The following is a 17,259-nucleotide window of genomic DNA, read 5'->3' as shown; positions in this document are numbered from 1 at the left end:
CTTATATCTCTTTTCTTTTAGGAATCCGTACAATAAAACAAGATCCAATATGCCTTTCCGATTCAACCCAAATGTTTCCGTTGGCATTTTCAACAATATTTTTCACAATGGATAAACCCAATCCCATACCACTCGATTTTGTTGTGAAGTTAGGTGAAAACAACTTTTCTTTGATCTCTGGGTTAATTCCGGACCCATTATCAATTACACTTACCTGATAATCGGAATCTATATCCTCTAACTCTATTACAACCTGAGCTAAGCTCCCTTCCGGGATAGATTGAATTGCGTTGTTAATTAAATTCACAAAAACGCGAACAAACTGTTCTTTATCAACAAAAACACTTGCATTCTCAATGGAATTCAAATCAAGATTCAAATCAAAATCATCATTTTTAAACAAATCAACTGTATGTTCGAGGATTTCAACCAAATTTAAATTCTCATTTTTAGCTGCCGGCATCTTTGCAAAATTCGAAAATGCTGTAGCGATAGATGACAGAGCATTGATTTGCTCTATTAGTGTTTTACTCACGCGATTAAAATGCTCTTCCCAATTTGGTGTTTTGTCCTCGAAGCGTTTCTGCAAAAACTGAATACTTAATTTCATAGGGGTTAATGGGTTCTTAATTTCATGAGCAATTTGCTTTGCCATTTCGCGCCACGCAGATTCCCGTTCCGATTTTGCCAAGCGGGAAGCACTCTCTTCAAGCTCAATAAGCATTTGATTATATTCCTTCACCAAACTACCTATTTCATCATTTTTAGTATATTCAATTTGCTCACCATACGTACCAAAACGTGTTGCCCTCAGTCTGTTTTGGATTAAACGAAGCGGATAAGTTATTTTATTTGAGATAATTACAGAAAGGAAAATAGCCAGCAAAATCATCAATACATGAAGATTTACCCCGGCAAGAATTAAATTAAACATTTCTTTTTCCAGTTCTTTACTTTTCAGGAAGTAAGGGAGATTTACAAATGCGATGGTTTCATTATTCTCATTAACCAAGGACTCGTAGGCCGACAAGTAAGACATTTCCCCGATCTGTTCTTTATGAATAAAATGAGTTCGCCCGTTAAAGAAAAGTTGATCGTAAGCAGCAAAATTCATCCTCTCGCCCTGTAGTTTTTTCTCAAATATCTCTGGTCTGGAAGTTGCAATCAACTCCCCGGATAAATTATACAAATGAATATCTGCAAAAATCAAATTCGACAATTGTCTTAATTGATCTGTTATCACCTCTGATTTTTGTGAGCGATCACCCGACAAATCCCGAATTACCTCACGTTTAACCAACAATAACTTTTCTTGCAGACTTCTGTTATTTGCTTCATTGGCCTGATTAATGTTGTAATATACAGTACCTCCCCCCAACAAAAGGAAAAATAGCATGAGTAAGCCAATAATTGAATATTGAATCCGGTATTTGAAACTTAGATTTATTTTGAATCTAGAAGAACCTTTCTCAAGCATCCAAATACAAAACCCAAAAATATAAAAAAGAAGAAAAACATACGGAATGGTTATCCCTCTGTTATACCATGATACAGAAGGGCAGCTAACTACAACAGCATTATTACCAAACTTATATATCAAATGGTCATACCCATCAATCTGTTTCCAGAAAAAATCAGCAGAACTTTCACCAAACCCGGCATTACTCATGAAATAATTGAATTTACCGGAAGAAGCAATCAGCTTCCCATTTTGATACTTCCCATAAGAATATTCATGGCTTACCGGACGCAAATCAACTTTTTCATCCAACAATAAATCCGGATACCCCAAACCCTCATTACCAAATTTAGAATCGAGGCGCAAATAAATTTTAACCTCATCCGAAGCAAATGATGGATTGGAAACAACACCTAAATACGAAACCATTCCATCAAACTCATTCAAGTAATAAAAATTACTATTCGGAATGGGTTCACCTGTAGTCACAATCATTTCTTCAAAAAACTCAAAACAATTTCTAATCTGATTATCGGGCTCAATATTTAAATCATCCATACTACTGCAAATAGTGACCTGAAGATGATATTGCTCCCAAAATCCTGTAAAGTATTTATTTTGAATATAGTCTGCTATTTCAGGTTCATTTCTAAAAGGCCGTTTGCACAAGTCTTTCAATATTGAATCCTGATCGAGCTTCTCTTGAATTTCCAACAAAAAAAATTCAGAGGTTGGATCATATTCTGTAGAAAGATTCATTGCCACCACTTGTCTATCCTGTTTTTCCTTTTGACTGGAGAAAGAATTGATCCTGTTGGTAACAAATATTGAAACACCTAAGAGTAAAGCCACATATAAAGAATATCGGCCTCCCTTTTCTTTCTGATAATTTATTAAACCCAAGACCAAAACCATTAAAATTGGAAAGCCCAGAGTTACAGCATCGGGTTTTACAGGATTGAAAAAATAAAATGCCAAACTAAAAACAATGGATGCAGGGATAACTGCGAATAAATAAGTTTTTAAATTCCAATGATTCCGGGCAATTTCACCCAGTAGATTTGCAATTTGCCCCAGAGCATAAAATAAAAAAATCAATATGGCAAAACCTATGAAAATACAAATCCCATTATCCTGAAATACAAACATCTGCAAACTAAAACTAGAGTCAAAAATTAAGCTTTCGAACAGATCCTCAATTGTAAAATACAGTAGATAAAACAGAATTAGATGCACAGAAATCCATCCGGCAACCTGATATGAACTTTTAGGCTTGAAGAATTGATTTCTTACCAAAAACCTGGAATAGGTATAAACGAAAATAAATAAGAAGAACGAGTTGATTACAAAATCCCCTAAGGATGGAAAGAAAAATGAACTCGCAAATAAAACAGGTGAAAAGATCTCAAATTTTGAAAAAACAGCGGGAAATCCCCAAAGCAGCATGAAATATCGTAAAAGCACCAAACCTGCTCCCCAAACAAGAAAAGCTGAGAGACCTAATTTCAAATCTTTTAATTGCCGCAGTAAAATACTGAGGAATACTAAGCCAGACAAAATTGCCCACAAATATAGTAATCCTACTCCTTTTTGTCCCCTTCTAGTGCCCATTCCGGCACTATCATCCGATAAAGAAAACAAGAATTTGCCATCGGTATTACTAACTGAAGCTCCCTCATTCGGATGTAAGGAAATATCGAAAGAATCGGGGATGAGAAAATCCGGCCCAAAATGATTTTTCAGAAATTTATTCTGATAGGGATAAATCTTTTTTAAAAGTAAGAATCCATACAGATCAATTGAATCCACTTTCTGTTTTTGCATAAAATAGAACCCATCATCCAGCCGGACAACCAATGAATTCTCTTTTTCAAGAAAGCTTTTCCCGGGTATCAGAAATGAATTATCGCTCCAAAACAATAAACTGTCTTGTTTATATGCAATTAAGACGAACCCATCTTTTTTTAAGTCCTTCTCAAACTCAGAAAAGCTATTGTATTTTTTAAGAACGCCATCCTTTTTTTCAATTGCAGTTTGAAGTTCGCTAAGATCTTTATTCAGTAACTGCTCTTTTCTCTCCAGAACCTGCCGGGCATGATTGGCCACATTTACAAGTCGGTCATTTTGCCTAAAATAATACTCTGTAGAAACTGCCAACAGAAGAAATACCAACGAAAGAACCGCAGGAATATATTTGAGAAGTCTATTTTTCAATTCGGATAGTTTTGAAATATTTTATTGCTGATACAAAATTCATGCTAAACCCCTCACAAATTAGCATAATTAGTTCAAAGCATCAAACGTGATGATAAGGCTCTCCTTTAATAATTGTCATTGCCCGATACAATTGCTCGGTAAAAATCATCCGAATCATTTGGTGGGAAAAAGTCATTTTCGATAACGAAACCTTTCCTTGTGCATTCCGATACACATCTTCAGAAAAGCCATAAGGACCACCAATTACAAAAACCAGATTTTTAATTCCACCAATCATTTTTTGTTCTATAAAATTAGAAAAAGCTACAGAAGAAAACTCTTTTCCTCCCTCATCAAGCAATATTAATGTATCTCCGGCTTTAATCTTTTCTAAAATTAATTCCCCCTCTTTTTGTTTCTGCTGATTTTCAGAAAGATTCTTCGTATTTTTTATATCCGGAATAATTTTCATCTCGAAAGGAAGATAGTGCACCAATCTCTTTTGATATTCTTCCATCCCGGTTTTCACAAAATCTTTATCTGTCTTTCCAATAACTAAAAGAACAATTTTCATTTATTTATAATTTTCAATTATGACTCTCCTTATTTGTTGTTTTGGCAAAAATTTGTGCAAAAATAAAATCTCAGTTTCCTTTCATTGAAAATGATACTCAAACTTTAATTAATACTTGCACAACGAAAGCATCAATACGCCTGATCCTACACATCATAACAATCAATTCTTTTCTTATTTAGAAAAAGAAATTCAGATTTTTTTTAACTTGCAGTGTATTTTTCGCACAGTATTTGTGTAAAGGTATATGATATTAAGTTGAAAATTATTCATATGAGATCTATAAAATACATATTTGCAGGAATATTCTTCCTTTTAGTTTGCTGCTCATCAGCAATTTCACAAAATCAGGATGATTTACCTCGGGAATTAATCAATGCTTTTAAGCAAGGTAATAGTATAGGCTTGTCAAATTTCTTTGGAGAGCGAATTCAATTAACGATACAAGATAAGGAAGCTATTTACAGCAAATCACAAGCGAAACAAATCATGGCCAAATTCTTTAAGGAATTTCCTCCAACAGGATTCAATAAGAAACATGTAGGTGGAAAACCAGAAGCCCGATATGTAATTGGCAGCTTAACAACTGCCCAAGGAGACTTCCGAGTCAATTTCCTGCTAAAAAATGACACTGGAAAATTTGTTGTACATCAACTACGAATCGAAAAAAACTAATTAAAGGCTCCAATATTTTGGAGCCTTTCTTTTTACAGAATGTCTCATCTTAATTCCGCCACGAAGCCAAATTCACCTCAATACACAAAACCAAACGAGAAAGAATCCACAACCACAAAACAATGGGGTGTAATGTAAAAATTTTACAATTTTAAATCCACACCCCCACACTCAATTAGGTTGTTTCTAAATTTTGCACTATTTTTGCCACTCAAGCGTAATATTTGACGGACTACAATCCATAATCACACCAACCGGATTTTGTACATTTTATAAATCATTTTTGTGATGAAAAACAGTAAAAAATGGCTTTATGCCTTATTGCTGCTTATTGTAGTGGCTATTGTCGGAGTATTTGTCCCTAGTGTTGAATTGGGAGTTAATGATCCAAATATTGTTTCGGGTGATGTAGCGTGGATGCTGACATCAACCGCCCTGGTTCTTCTTATGACTCCCGGACTTGCATTTTTTTACGGTGGTATGGTGGATCCCAGAAACATCATATCAACAATTCTTCAAAGTTTTGTTGCAATGGGAATTGTAAGTATGATATGGGTTGTTGTTGGATTTAGTCTGGCTTTTGGAGACAGCATTGGCCCGGAGGGTTTTGGCTTGGTTGGAAATCCGCTAACTTTCCTGATGTTTAAAAATGTAGGAGGCTACACAAATCCTGAAATGTCGCCAACCATTCCATTTGCTCTTTTTGCGCTCTTCCAGTTAAAATTTGCAATTATCACCCCCGCTTTAATCACAGGATCTTTTGCAGGAAGGGTAAGATTTAGAGCATATATGATTTTCATAAGCCTTTTCACAATATTTATATACGCTCCGCTTGCACACTGGACCTGGCATCCAAATGGATTTCTTCGCAACATGGGAGTATTAGATTTTGCAGGAGGTACAGTTGTTCATATGTCTGCAGGATTTGCGGCTCTTGCCGGAGCTATGTTTCTCGGAAAACGAACAAAATCGAAGTACAACGAGAAACGCTCCAACATTCCATTCGTGCTTCTTGGTGCAGGAATGCTTTGGTTCGGATGGTTTGGATTCAATGCCGGATCAGCCCTGGAAGCCTCATCGACTGCAGTGTTAGCCTTACTAAATACAAATACAGCATCGGCAGCAGCCATGCTAACCTGGATTTTTCTTGATGGTGCAAGAGGACACAAACCCTCAGGATTAGGAGCCGCTATCGGTCTGGTTGTTGGACTTGTAGCCATTACTCCTGCTGCAGGATTTGTAACTGTAGGAGCATCAATCACGATTGGAGTAATAGCATCTATCGTAAGTAATTACGCAATCACTTTACAAGGAAAAACATCTCTGGATGATACCCTTGATGTATTTCCGGCACACGGAATGGGAGGAATTACGGGAATGATTTTAACCGCTGTATTTGCTCATGATGTTGGACTAATACATGGAGAAATCAGAACTTTTTTAATGCACCTCATTGCATTGGTGATTGTTGGAGTTTTTACTTTCGGAGGATCTTACATCCTATATTGGATCACAAACAAATTTGTTACACTTAGAGTTTCAGAATACTCTGAAGCCAAAGGTTTGGATATATCACAACACGATGAATCCTATTCATTTGCATACAAAGAATAAAGGAAATCATAAAAAAAAGTCCCGCAACTTTCGTTGCGGGACTACTATAAAAAAACTTGTATGTAAATATTTTCACAAAATTTACATACAATGAATGTAATCATTTACAATCTCCATAATCCTAACTTCATTACCCAGAATTCGGTCATTCAACCCATAATCTTCATATAGTTTTAATTTTTTCACAACTGCATCAATTCTTCCTTTTGGAAAAATACCATTTCGCTCAAAAATCTCTCTTTGCTCAAGCAAACAATCTGCACTCTCCCAACAACAAGTCGGCAATTGCTTCAAACCATCTAATTTTTCTTTATACTGTGGAGCAAAAATATCTACATCTGCATACAATTCATCAGCTGTCTGCAAGCCATCTTCCATTTCCAATCCATACTGACCTGCAACAATCAAACCAGCCACCAATGAATAAATATCTGCAGAACCATCCGGCACTCTAAACTCAAAAGTTTGCTTACTTGAAAAATCTCTTGCATCAGCCGGCTCGAATGGATTCACACTCTTAATCATATCAGCAGCACCTACCCAACCAAGAGGAACCCTCACTAAAACAGAGCGGTTACGATCCCCCCAACAAACGTAAGTCGGAGCCTCCTGATGTGGAACCAAACGTAAATAAGAAGTAGGAATCGTATTTCCAAAAGCTGTTAAAGCTCCTGAAAGCTTCAAAATACCGGCAATCATTTTCTTAGCCGTATCACTCAACTTTCCATTTTCGATACAAATATTTTTGCCGTCTTTTTCTACCAGCATATGAATATGCAACCCGCTGCCAGCTTTGCCAACCGTAATTTTTGGAGCCCAGCTCACCAATACATTCTCACGGGCCGCCAACATTCTCACAATCCATTTTGCAATCACCAACTGATCAACTGCATCTTCTGCCTCAACTGGTAAAAACTCAATTTCATGCTGCTCGTAACCATCATCACCCGCTGAGAAATTCCCCACTTCTGAGTGTCCGTATTTAATTTTCCCTCCACACTGAGCAATTAAAACCATTGCTTCGCGTCTCAAACCTTCCCATTTCGTAAAAGGCCGGGAACTGTGATATCCTTTCTGATCAACATCAGCATATAATGTATGATTTGCACTTTTGATGTAATATTCCAGCTCGCCCATTGCCTTAAAAGTAAGGCCTGTAGCTTTTTTGAAGCTGTCATGTGCCTTTTTTAGAATGTACTCAGGAGCACTTTCCATTGGCTTTCCTTCGGCAGTATAAAACGAACAAAGAATATCCAGACATGGAACTTCCGAAAATGGATTCACAAATGCCGTTTTAAATCTTGGAATCACATATAAATCACTTGAACCTGCTCCTATATAGGAGAACAAACTTGATCCATCAACGCGCTCACCGGAAGACAGAATACTATCCAAATGGCTTTTACCCGTAATAATAAAGTTCAATGTTTTTAATTTTCCATCCTCGGCAACGTAACGGAAATTAATCATCTTAATCCCATTCTCTGCTATATATCTTATCAAATCCTCTTTTGTGAACTCGTTGCTTGGTTTTTGCAGGAATTGAACCAACTTATTTGGATCCATTAAATATTCATCCCTTGTCATAATACGCCTGTTTTAATTTGTGTGTTGTTATCATTTGTTATTGAGGGATAAAATAGCCTAGTTTCCACTGAATATCCAAGCGGAAATCAGAATTTAGAACACACAACATAAAAAGAATAAAAACCCCAATAAATCAACACATACAGACCATTAAACCTACTAATTCCCTTCGGCAAAAAACTGTTTTACAGCAGTTTTTCGAAATCGTTTTCGGGTGTCAAAAATAAGATTTTTCACACACACCCCTAAAAAGCGCATACACAAGTTAATTATCTTATATTTCTACTCTTCTTACTCCCTTAATTAATCAGGTATCAACCCAAAAGAAAAACAAGCCACAACAAAATACCCCTTTTTAATCACGCAAGCTACAAAACGTCATTTTTTACAAGTAAAGGGTGTGGTTTTGCAAATTTTAAGACTACTTTTTGTCTTTTTTACAAGCCACACCCCTGTATTTTTTATTTTTATAAGATAAGTCTATTTCAATACTGTTCAATAATGTTCGTATAATTAGCCTTTCACTTAAAATCTCAAAGATAAATGTATTCCGGTAGGAGCATTCTCCAACCTAAACCCATTTCTATGCTTCACAAAATATATCTCTCCATTTGTGTAATATTCATTTCCATGATGCAAAACCCTATGACAGTTATCAGGTACATAAGAGAAATACAAAGAATTTGGCGCATCAACTACAACATATCCCACTTCAGGATAGAATCTGTAATAATCTCCATCAGAAAAGTAGTAATCTCCGTAACTATGTCGGATTACAACCGGTGCAACAGCAAATCTTAAAACTACATTTCCATAACGATCGTGACGATAACAATTGTTTCCATGATTATTGTAAAAGTTTCTGTAACGCTGATTGGTATGAACCATTTTGGGATAATTATAACTTCTGTAACGATCGCCAGAGGAATGATAAGATTTTTTCGAATACAATCTATTATTGCGATTCCAATCTCCATGCTTATAATTCCCGTTTTTTTGGTGATTTGAATACCCTTTTATATTCCGTTCTTTGTAATATTTCGTGCTTTTCTTATTAGATGTGTTATTCTTTTTCCGATCTGAGTTATCTGAATAACGACTCTTGTTGTATTTCTCCTTTCGATCAGCATCTTTCAAACGAGTTGATTTATTTCGTTCTTCGTAACGAGTCTTCTCATATTGCTGCGATCTGCGCTGAGCTGATACACTTGAAGTAGAAATTGCGATTGCTGAAACCCATACGATACTGGCTGTCAACTTATATAATACAGACTTTCTCATGGCATTTAGTTTTTAATGTGTAAGCCAAATGACCCTTTCGTGCAGGATGAAATTCAGATACTCAATTTACACTCCTGAATGGCTTTCAATATTGTCATCCTATGGTGGGGACGAATCTTCTAAAAGTCAAGTACCGGTATACTTTGACTGAATAGAAGCAAAGCTTGTGCCAAAAATAAAAAAAACACCAATTTTCAGTAAAATTGGTGCTTTCAGCCTTCTTAATTCAAATTAACCGGCTCTTTAATCTGATGCCTTTTTGAAGCTCTATCGGTAAAACTACGTTTATCCGGTCGAATTAAGACCCGTAATGATTGATCCGAAGTCCAATAATTCCAAACCCAATTAATCAAGATAAAGAATCGGTTCTTTACACCTACAATCGCCATTAAATGCACAAACAACCAAAGTATCCATGCAAGGAAACCCTGCATTTTAATTCCAGGCAAATCAGCGACAGCTAAATTCTTACCAATTGTTGCCAAAGATCCCCTATCCTTATAATGAAAAGGCTTCATGTTTTTTCCCTGTTGAATATTTATTAGATTTTTTCCCAAAACAGCCGCCTGCTGCAAACCAACCTGTGCAACCTGTGGGTGACCATTCTGATATTCCCCCTCTTTTTGCAAGGCTAAATCGCCTAACGCATACACATTGTTCAAGCCACTTACCTTATTAAACAAATCAACCCTCAGTCTGCCCCCGCGTGTTGCTGCAATTTCCGAAATACCCTTAATAGGATTAGCCACAACTCCCGCAGCCCAAACCAAAGCGTATGAGAAAAACTCCTCTCCATCCGCCAAACTAATTTTAAGTCCGTCGTAATCGGCAACCCGAGCCTCAGTTTTCACAATTACCCCTAACTTCTCTAAGTAGGTTTTCGCTTTCGCTGATGCTTTCTCCGACATGCCACTCAGCAATCGATCTGATGCTTCAAACAAATACACATTCATCAAAGAAAAATCAAGCTCCGGGTAATCCTTTGGCAGGATCTCATTTTTCATTTCGACCAAAGCACCCGCCAATTCAACACCGGTTGGACCACCACCCACTAATACTATATTCATGTAATTGGCTGCCTTTTGCGGATCTGATTCGTTCAACGCCTTTTCGTAGTTACGCAGAATTGAATTGCGCAGAAAAATGGCTTCGGACACCGATTTCATAGGAATACCAAACTCCTCGATGTTCTTATTTCCAAAATAATTGGTATCCACACCAGTGGCCAATACCAAATGATCGTATTTTAACGAGCCCAAACTTGTATATATCTCCTGCACATTTGAGTTCACCTCCAACAATTCAGCCATTCGAAAATGCACATTTTTCCGTTTCTGAAAAATCTTCCGCAAGGGAAAAGCAATGGAACTTGGCTCCAGTCCCGAGGTTGCCACCTGATAGAACAAAGGCTGAAACTGATGAAAATTATTCTTATCAATTAAAACCACCTGATACTTTGTTTTTACCAGTTGCCGGGCAAGCTTTAAGCCTGCAAATCCCCCGCCAATAATTACAATTCTCGTTTTTCCATTTTCTGGAATATGCTTAATCGTATCCATATTTTTTTCTGCTATTTATTGCTATAATCAGGCCAGACAGCCTATATTTCCCACATCCACCACCCATCTTGGAGTTTCAGACTCTTTTATCTCTTACAAATTAAAGAATTATTTCTCCAATATTCTAATCAGTGCCAATCTTCAACCGTTTGCAACTGAAAATTTATTTTACGAACGAGCTAAGACCCATTTGCATGGATCAAAAAATCAGCGAAAAGCTCTTAGCTTCTGACTACAGGTAAAAAATAAAATGATCTCTTTTACTTCTTCGGAATTTTTCGATAATCAACTCTTGCAATATCTTGCTTCACTCGCTTACCGGGACGAAAAGCAATTGTACTTTTCTTAATACGATGTCGTGTTACCAGTTCTTCCGAATCGACCCCTTCGGCCGAAATATGAAGAGAAAATGTACCCAAATCTCCCAATTCAACACTCCTGTTATCTTTCAGCAAGTGAGGAATTAATTGAGTGAATGCCTCTAAAATTCCAACCACATCCGACCTGTTAAAAGAGGACATGTCCGAAATCCGTTCTGCTATATCCCTTAAATTTTCCTTCCGTCGGTTAGCTACCCGGGGGTAATACATTTCAGTTTTACCATTTTTACTCAATGGTGTTTTTATTTTCACTGCTTTATAGAAGACTGCCATATGCTGATAATTTGAATTGTTCCTTACTACCTGTTGATTCCTTTCTAATGAGAATCTCTAACTTACACCTACAAGTTAATCATTTTTGATGTACATCAAAAATAATTTTAATGTACATCAAAATATAGTTTGATGTACATTAAACTTACAACTTGTTAGTAGAAGAAAATCAAAAGAACAGGAGAGGAATGTCAAATGTTCCCTAAGAAAGGACCAAGCTATAGGCACACAACAAAAAATGCCGTTCCAAATGAATGAAACGGCATTGTATCTTTTAGCTTAAAAGAGTAAAAGAATTGCCTCGAAGAGGCTTACTATTCAGTAACCGCCCGTGAAACGGGTGGAACTAAAGCTGATAGATGGTTTCCCTGAAAGGGGAAAATCAATTCATATTTTGTTTAGAACTGCTGATTGTATCAGCATTTACCCCCGTCGGGGAAATGGATATATCTTATCTGATACCACCTACTTTGTAGGTGGTTACTCAAATTTAGTCCCCTCGTGACAGATTAACAATAATGAAAAAATAAATTATCTATTTATTTGCGTGAAGGATTGAAATGGAAACCCCACAGCGCTGATGCAAGATTCGGGAGAGAAGATGAAATAAAACTCTGTTGATGTAATTTTAAATCACCAAAAGTGAAAAAGAGAGGAGTTGGAATGGAAAGCCTGACCCGAAGAATTGAGGGGCACGTCCAAATGAAAATGCCGTTCCAAATGAATGAAACGGCACTACTATAATAGAGTATACTTCTCTTACTTCATACTGGCAATGCGGTCTTCTAAAACTTTAATTTTAGCTTCGGCATCGGCCATTTTCTTTTTCTCGATTTCGATGACTTTAGCCGGTGCATTGTTTACAAAACGCTCGTTGCTCATTTTCTTTTGAACCGAAATCAGGAAGCCTTTGGTATATTTCAACTCCTCTTCCATTTTCTTCAACTCTTCCTCAACGTCAACCAGGTCGCCCAAAGGAATAAAATATTCAACGGCATTTACAATGAACGACATTGCACCGGTCATTTCTCCGTTTGCAACAGTAATCTCCTTTAGGTTACACATTTTAGCCACCACACAATCGAAAGAAGCATCGTAATTGTCTCCCTTCAATTTGTAATTCATTTCCAACACCTCTTTAAAAGCGATGTTCTTTTGCTTACGGATATTACGAACAGCCACAATCACTTCCTTCACCTGCTCAAATTTCTGTAACAATTCGGAGCTGTAAGAATCTGGTTTTGGCATTACTGAAACCATGATACTCTCCTCATCGGAACGATCGGCAAGCAATTGCCAGATTTCCTCTGTTAAGAAAGGCATGAATGGGTGCAGTAACTGCATCAACTTCTCGAATAAAGCAACAGTAGAATCGAAAGTCTTTTTATCGATTGGCTGCTGATAAGCTGGTTTCACCATTTCCAAATACCATGATGAGAACTCATCGCGGAATAAGGTGTAAACAGTCATTAAGGCTTCGCTGATGCGATATTGCCTGAACTGCTCATCCAAAGCTTCCATGGTGTTGTTTAAACGCGCATGGAAAACCTCAGTTGCCAATCGGGCATATTCAGGTTGCTCGATATCGGCAACTTCCCAACCTTTTACCAAACGGAATGCATTCCAGATTTTAGTGGTAAAATTACGTCCTTGTTCCGGTAAGTTTTCGTTGAACAGCAAATCTCCTCCGGCAGGTGAACACAATAGCATCCCCACACGAACCCCGTCTGCTCCATATTTAGCAATTAAGTCTAAAGGATCAGGCGAGTTACCTAATGACTTAGACATTTTGCGGCCTAATTCATCGCGAACAATACCCGTTAAATATACATTAGAGAATGGCTTTTCTCCTCGGTATTCATATCCTGAAATTACCATACGGGCAATCCAGAAAAACAGAATATCCGGTCCGGAAACCAAATCGTTGGTTGGGTAATAGTATTTGATCTCCTCGTTTTCAGGATTACGAATGCCATCGAATACAGAAATTGGCCACAACCATGAAGAGAACCATGTATCCAACACATCCTCATCCTGACGTAAGTCTTCTGCTTTGTATATTTTTCCTGTTTTAGCATTTGCTTCAACAAGTGCAGATTCAATTGATCTGGCTACTACATATCCGCCTTCAGGTAAATAGTAAACCGGAATACGCTGTCCCCACCACAACTGACGGGAAATACACCAATCCTTCACATTTTCCATCCAATGACGGTAAGTGTTCTTGAATTTTGGAGGATGCAACTGAATATCGTCGTTCATTACATGCTCCAAAGCCGGTTTCGCCAATTCTTTCATGTTCAGGAACCACTGCATACTCAATTTGGGTTCGATAACGGCATCGGTACGTTCCGAAAAACCTACTTTATTTACGTAATCTTCTACCTTCACCAGATTGCCTGCTTCCTCTAGATCGGGCATAATTAAATCACGAACTTCGAAACGATCTTTACCAACATAAAGCTGAGCAGCCTCACTCATGGTTCCGTTATCGTTAAAAATATCAATGGTTTCCAGGTTATGACGATCGCCAATTTCGTAATCGTGAATATCGTGAGCAGGTGTAATTTTTAAAGCACCGGTACCAAATTCCATATCAACATACTCATCTTCGATGATTGGAATGGAACGGTTCACCAAAGGAACAATACAACGCCTGCCTCTTAAATGAGCAAAACGTTCGTCGTTTGGATTGATACAAACTGCCGTATCGCCCAAAATTGTTTCAGGACGGGTGGTTGCAATGGTAATGTACTCATCGCTTCCTTCCACCTGATATTGCAAATAGTACAGTTTCGATTGCAATTCTTTGTAGATTACCTCCTCATCGGAAACGGCTGTTTGTGCAGATGGATCCCAATTCACCATACGAACACCACGATAAACCTTTTCCTTTTTATATAAATCGATAAAAACATCGATTACCGATTCGTAAAGAGATTCGTCCATGGTGAAAGCAGTACGCTCCCAGTCACACGAAGCACCCAATTTTTTCAACTGCTCCAAAATGATACCACCGTGTTTCTCTTTCCATTCCCAGGCATGCGCCATAAACTCATCGCGAGTAATGTCATCTTTAGAAATGCCTTCCTGTCTTAGTTTATTTACAACTTTAGCTTCGGTTGCAATAGATGCATGATCGGTACCCGGCACCCAACAGACATTCTTTCCCTGCAATCTGGCTCTACGCACCAACACATCTTGAATTGTATTGTTTAGCATATGCCCCATGTGTAACACTCCGGTGACGTTTGGTGGAGGAATAACAATTGTATACGCCTCTCTCTCATCAGGTACAGAGTGGAAGAATCCTTTATCCATCCAATACTTATACCATTTGTCCTCCGATTCTGCAGGATTGTACTTTGTTGGGATTTCCATGTGTTTAACTAAAATTTAAAAATCTATACTACTTAAAAAATTTGGCTCAAAATTAAGAAAATCTGAGAGATATATCTCCAACAAAAAGCAACAATCTGTATGAAAGCGATCTGTAGTTCTGATTTTAAAATGATACAAGCTGTTTTAGTTGAATCTATCTTAAAAGACTGAACTATTAATTTGGTTTTAAATCACTGGCTTGATTGCTAAATTTCAGAATTTTAATAGGTTGTTCAAAAGCAATAAAAATCATTTTTTTTACTTCGAATTTTATCTACTTTTGGGCAGCGGAAAACTTTTTTCATAAAATACATAAACACCTAACAAATGCCTAAAATATCAGATAAAGGAAAATTAATGCCTGAGTCACCAATTCGTAAATTGGTTCCTTACGCAGAAGCTGCCAGAGCGGCAGGAAAAAAAGTATATCCCTTAAACATTGGTCAGCCGGATATTAAAACACCTGAGGTTGCCATGGAAGCCATTAGAAATTGTACCGAAAAGGTGATTGAGTATTCTCATTCGGCGGGTAATATTTCTTACCGCAAAAAATTGGCGAAATACTATCAGAACATCGGAATTAACGTGGACGAAAATGAGATGTTGATTACTACAGGTGGTTCGGAAGCAATTACTTTTGCTTTGATGACTTGTATGAATCCTGGTGATGAGATTTTGATTCCGGAGCCATTTTATGCAAACTACAATGGTTTTGCTGTAAGTGCCGGTGTGGTTGTAAAACCAATTACATCGAGTATCGAAAATGATTTTGCTTTGCCTGCAATTGAAGAATTCGAAAAATTAATGACTCCAAAAACCAAAGGGATTGTTATTTGTAATCCAAATAATCCAACTGGTTACCTGTATTCAAAAGAGGAATTGAACCAATTGCGTGAATTGATCATCAAGCACGACCTGTTCCTTTTCTCTGATGAAGTATATCGTGAATTTTGTTACGATGGCGAAGAACACTTCTCTGCGATGAAGTTGGAAAGCCTGGAGCAAAATGTTATACTCATCGATTCCGTATCGAAACGTTACAGTGAGTGCGGTGTTCGTATTGGTGCAATGATTACAAAAAATAAAGATGTAATTACCACCGCTTTAAAATTTGCTCAGGCCCGTTTGTGCCCTCCGGCTTTTGGACAGATTGCTGCCGAAGCATCATTAGAAACTCCTGCAGAATACTTCACCGAAGTTTACAACGAATACATTGATCGCCGTAACTTTATGGTGGCTGCTTTAAATGACATGGATGGTGTTTACTGTCCAACTCCTAAAGGAGCTTTTTATACTGTGGTTAAGCTTCCAATTGATGATGCAGACAAGTTTGCACGGTGGATTTTAGAGGATTTTGAATACAAAAACCAAACTGTTATGGTTGCTCCTGCTACAGGATTTTATGCTACTAAAGGTTTAGGTAAAAATGAAGTTCGTATTGCTTACGTTCTTAAAAAAGAAGAGTTGGCGAAAGCAATGGAAACTCTTGCTGAAGCATTGAAGGTTTATCCGGGAAGAACGATTTAATAGGTAAAAGCTGAAAGGCTTTACTAAATAGATACAGAAACGGCTCCAAAATTGGAGCCGTTTTTTATTTTTTATCTGATTGGAAAAAATACTTACAACAAATCGCAGGCATCAGCCGGCATCCAATGTTTGTCTTTCCCATCCCATTTTACGTTGCAGCCAATTGGGTTGGTTACCGGAACAGAGATTTCTTTTCCAGCCAAATATTCATCTATGGCTCTCTCCAAATCTCTGACTAAAACCTTAGAAATATCCCTTGGATTATCAACAGCTCTTCCCGTATAAATTAATTTGCGTGCTTCATTAAACAAATAAAAATGAGGAGTTCTCAATGCACCGTAAGCCATTGCCACTTCTTGTGTTTCGTCATACAAATAAACCCAGGGAAAATCATTTTCTTCCATTCGTGTTACCATATGATCGTAATCATCTTCCTCATAAGTATTTGCGGAATTGGAATTAATTCCCACAAATTCGACTCCATTTGGAATGTATTTATCAGCAATCATTCTGGTATCTTCATCGGAACCGATAACATACGGACAGTGATTACAAGTAAAGAAAACCACTAAAAGTTTAGATGATTTAAAATCGTTTAATTTATACCGAATTCCGTCGGTAGCTATCAGATCAAAATCCGGAGCCTTATCATTAATTTGTAAGGTAAATGCCATTTTTATCGTTTTATTTTATTGAACACTCCTTTAAATTTACTTATTATTTTGAGAAAATCTAAATTAATTTCAAGCTATC

General features: G+C 37.3%; 11 protein-coding genes. 3 read left to right on the top strand and 8 right to left on the bottom strand.

Annotated features, from left to right (window positions below):
* Position 1 precedes the first annotated feature (1 nt).
* Together QUH73_RS13070 and rlmH are read right to left on the bottom strand one after the other, a co-directional pair.
* Positions 2–3,673: an ATP-binding protein gene (locus QUH73_RS13070; protein WP_289530886.1), complete on the bottom strand. Its 3,672-nt coding sequence runs from the start codon at positions 3,671–3,673 to the stop codon at positions 2–4.
* Positions 3,674–3,755: 82 nt separating this feature from the next.
* Positions 3,756–4,229 (bottom strand): 23S rRNA (pseudouridine(1915)-N(3))-methyltransferase RlmH, encoded by a 474-nt coding sequence (gene rlmH, locus QUH73_RS13065; RefSeq protein ID WP_124994021.1) that lies wholly within the window; start codon positions 4,227–4,229, stop codon positions 3,756–3,758.
* Between the two features lie 273 nt (positions 4,230–4,502).
* Here rlmH and QUH73_RS13060 point away from each other — a divergent pair, with 273 nt between their 5' ends.
* Entirely contained in the window at positions 4,503–4,904 is a 402-nt protein-coding gene (locus QUH73_RS13060) for a DUF4783 domain-containing protein (RefSeq protein ID WP_289530885.1), read from the top strand.
* Positions 4,905–5,192: 288 nt separating this feature from the next.
* Positions 5,193–6,518: an ammonium transporter gene (locus tag QUH73_RS13055; RefSeq protein WP_289530884.1), complete on the top strand. Its 1,326-nt coding sequence runs from the start codon at positions 5,193–5,195 to the stop codon at positions 6,516–6,518.
* Positions 6,519–6,599: 81 nt separating this feature from the next.
* On the opposite strand, the gene QUH73_RS13050 is transcribed toward QUH73_RS13055, so the two are convergent.
* The 5 genes from QUH73_RS13050 to QUH73_RS13030 all read right to left on the bottom strand — a co-directional run bounded on the left by QUH73_RS13050 (position 6,600) and on the right by QUH73_RS13030 (position 14,979).
* Positions 6,600–8,105, bottom strand: a complete 1,506-nt coding sequence (locus QUH73_RS13050; protein ID WP_289530883.1) for a glutamine synthetase family protein — start codon at positions 8,103–8,105, stop codon at positions 6,600–6,602.
* A 525-nt stretch (positions 8,106–8,630) separates the two neighbouring features.
* The gene (locus QUH73_RS13045; RefSeq protein WP_289530882.1) at positions 8,631–9,386 is read right to left on the bottom strand and encodes a DUF6515 family protein; all 756 of its coding nucleotides are present in this window, start codon (positions 9,384–9,386) and stop codon (positions 8,631–8,633) included.
* A gap of 221 nt (positions 9,387–9,607) precedes the next feature.
* The gene (locus tag QUH73_RS13040; RefSeq protein WP_289530881.1) at positions 9,608–10,945 is read right to left on the bottom strand and encodes an NAD(P)/FAD-dependent oxidoreductase; all 1,338 of its coding nucleotides are present in this window, start codon (positions 10,943–10,945) and stop codon (positions 9,608–9,610) included.
* Between the two features lie 260 nt (positions 10,946–11,205).
* Positions 11,206–11,598: an HU family DNA-binding protein gene (locus QUH73_RS13035; RefSeq protein ID WP_289530880.1), complete on the bottom strand. Its 393-nt coding sequence runs from the start codon at positions 11,596–11,598 to the stop codon at positions 11,206–11,208.
* Positions 11,599–12,357: 759 nt separating this feature from the next.
* Entirely contained in the window at positions 12,358–14,979 is a 2,622-nt protein-coding gene (locus QUH73_RS13030; protein WP_289530879.1) for a valine--tRNA ligase, read from the bottom strand.
* Positions 14,980–15,306: 327 nt separating this feature from the next.
* On the opposite strand from QUH73_RS13030, the gene QUH73_RS13025 reads away from it, so the two are divergent.
* Positions 15,307–16,506 (top strand): pyridoxal phosphate-dependent aminotransferase, encoded by a 1,200-nt coding sequence (locus tag QUH73_RS13025; RefSeq protein ID WP_289530878.1) that lies wholly within the window; start codon positions 15,307–15,309, stop codon positions 16,504–16,506.
* 92 nt (positions 16,507–16,598) lie between these two features.
* Here QUH73_RS13025 and QUH73_RS13020 read toward each other — a convergent pair whose 3' ends face one another.
* Positions 16,599–17,180, bottom strand: a complete 582-nt coding sequence (locus tag QUH73_RS13020; protein ID WP_289530877.1) for a thioredoxin family protein — start codon at positions 17,178–17,180, stop codon at positions 16,599–16,601.
* Positions 17,181–17,259: the final 79 nt, after the last annotated feature.

Origin of the sequence: Labilibaculum sp. K2S, assembly GCF_030372765.1 — a bacterium.
Classification (GTDB): Bacteria; Bacteroidota; Bacteroidia; order Bacteroidales; family Marinifilaceae; genus Labilibaculum.
The sequence above is the reverse complement of the archived record's forward strand: the minus strand, read 5'-3'. Positions and strand labels throughout refer to the sequence as shown.

Excerpts from the sequence above, each read along its gene's own strand:
- rlmH (WP_124994021.1), bottom strand. The coding sequence starts at position 4,229 with ATGAAAATTGTTCTTTTAGTTATTGGAAAGACAGATAAAGATTTTGTG.
- QUH73_RS13060 (WP_289530885.1), top strand. The coding sequence starts at position 4,503 with ATGAGATCTATAAAATACATATTTGCAGGAATATTCTTCCTTTTAGTT.
- QUH73_RS13055 (WP_289530884.1), top strand. The coding sequence starts at position 5,193 with ATGAAAAACAGTAAAAAATGGCTTTATGCCTTATTGCTGCTTATTGTA.
- QUH73_RS13050 (WP_289530883.1), bottom strand. The coding sequence starts at position 8,105 with ATGACAAGGGATGAATATTTAATGGATCCAAATAAGTTGGTTCAATTC.
- QUH73_RS13045 (WP_289530882.1), bottom strand. The coding sequence starts at position 9,386 with ATGAGAAAGTCTGTATTATATAAGTTGACAGCCAGTATCGTATGGGTT.
- QUH73_RS13040 (WP_289530881.1), bottom strand. The coding sequence starts at position 10,945 with ATGGATACGATTAAGCATATTCCAGAAAATGGAAAAACGAGAATTGTA.
- QUH73_RS13035 (WP_289530880.1), bottom strand. The coding sequence starts at position 11,598 with ATGGCAGTCTTCTATAAAGCAGTGAAAATAAAAACACCATTGAGTAAA.
- QUH73_RS13030 (WP_289530879.1), bottom strand. The coding sequence starts at position 14,979 with ATGGAAATCCCAACAAAGTACAATCCTGCAGAATCGGAGGACAAATGG.
- QUH73_RS13025 (WP_289530878.1), top strand. The coding sequence starts at position 15,307 with ATGCCTAAAATATCAGATAAAGGAAAATTAATGCCTGAGTCACCAATT.
- QUH73_RS13020 (WP_289530877.1), bottom strand. The coding sequence starts at position 17,180 with ATGGCATTTACCTTACAAATTAATGATAAGGCTCCGGATTTTGATCTG.